The sequence below is a fragment of the Flavobacterium aquicola genome (assembly GCF_003385115.1).
Lineage (GTDB): Bacteria > Bacteroidota > Bacteroidia > Flavobacteriales > Flavobacteriaceae > Flavobacterium > Flavobacterium aquicola.
On sequence record NZ_QUNI01000044.1, the window covers coordinates 1 to 1,490 of the forward strand.

2 protein-coding genes are annotated in these 1,490 nt (G+C 32.1%); both read left to right on the forward strand.

Features of this window, described 5'->3' with window-relative positions; translation table 11 throughout:
• Positions 1-623 precede the first annotated feature (623 nt).
• Entirely contained in the window at positions 624-1,136 is a 513-nt protein-coding gene (locus C8P67_RS21905; RefSeq protein ID WP_115815324.1) for a hypothetical protein, read from the forward strand.
• Between the two features lie 168 nt (positions 1,137-1,304).
• On the forward strand, positions 1,305-1,490 hold a 186-nt coding region (locus tag C8P67_RS22305; protein WP_211319952.1), incomplete at its 3' end, for a hypothetical protein.

Consider the following 1,490-nt stretch of genomic DNA (forward strand, 5'->3'; position numbering starts at 1 on the left):
GTTTAATGGAAAAATGGTTTTGTATTTGAATGATTTGGCAAATCCGAAGAATGGGCTTAATTTAGTCCCAAACCCGCTGTAGTACCAAGACGTTATGTGTGATCGCTCCGTGAACGAGAAACAGGCAAATTCAATCAGGAATTGTAGAAACGTAAATGAATAATTGAGACAGAAACCGAGCAGGCCGAAAATTGAAACGCAACTTGTTTTTAAATTATTGCGGACAAGCAAATGTTAGTCACTTTTTTGACAATCAAAGCGGAATATTTTTGTCGATTTTTTTTGAGGTTTAGCCGAAGATTTTTGAAGTTAAAGTTGGAATTGAAATACAGAAACTAATTGAAATCGACAATTGGAAGGCGGAAAAATTTTGCGCAATTGGAATGGACAATCAGAATCGATTTTCTGCCGTGCTTATCGTTCGTGTCGCGACCACACATAACAGCCGTTACACGAGATTTGGGCATTAGGCTAAATTTAAAAATGGTCTTGTATTTGGAAGATTTGGCAAATCCGAAAAATAGGCTTAATTTAATCCCAAACCTCGTGTAGCGCCAGGACGTTAGTGGCTATTTTCGTGCGACGGAAATATAGAAGTAAATTAGACATCTAAATTTTAGGTAATGAAATTAATAACGAAAATATTTTTTTTGACAATTATTCTTAATTCTTGTGTAGGAAAAAATGAAACGAACGAATTAGCTAAGTTTGATAAAAATGGGAAAATGATTGTTTATAACGAAGGAGTTTATGCTGAAATGTGGACGAAAAATCATAATATAGATGTTACTGTGATTGATACATTATGTATTAATCAAAAAGCAAAAGCAATAAACGATATTAAAAATGGAAAACTGATATATTTTGGTTTGATTCCTGAACAATTTAAAAGTAAAGTTATAAAAACATTTCGTCAACACGGTATTGAAACAAAAGAACATTTTGGGCGGTGTGTCAGGATGAAAGGTTTTGAACCATACTGCTACCAAAATGAAATGTACAAAGCGATATTAAAAAAATATGGAGACAGTTTTATTGAATTAACTTTCGAAAATGCAAAAAAAGAATTCGTCAAAGAGAATCCGAAAACAGAACTTACTGAAGACGGAATAAAGTTGAGTGAAAAATATAAATAAAAAAACAGCCACTAACAGCCACTACAACGGATTTGGGCATTTGGCTTAATGGAAAAATGGTTTTGTATTTGAGTGATTTAGCAAATCCGAAGAATGGGCTTAATTTAATCCCAAACCCGCTGTAGTGCCAGAACGTTATGGGCTATCTATTCCAAAAAAACGCAAGAGATGAAAATAAATATATGTTTAATATTCTTAATTTTAAGTTCACTTGTTAGTTGCGCTACATTTTCAAAAAAAGTCTCGTCTAAAAATCAGATTATATTAAACAAACAGACAATTTCAAAAATAAATGGATTCTATGAAATAAAAAGTCTTAAATCAATTTGGAAATTTGAAGATTTAAAACCTGTA

Coding starts and splice junctions, on each gene's coding strand:
- C8P67_RS21905 (WP_115815324.1), top strand. CDS start 624: ATGAAATTAATAACGAAAATATTTTTTTTGACAATTATTCTTAATTCT.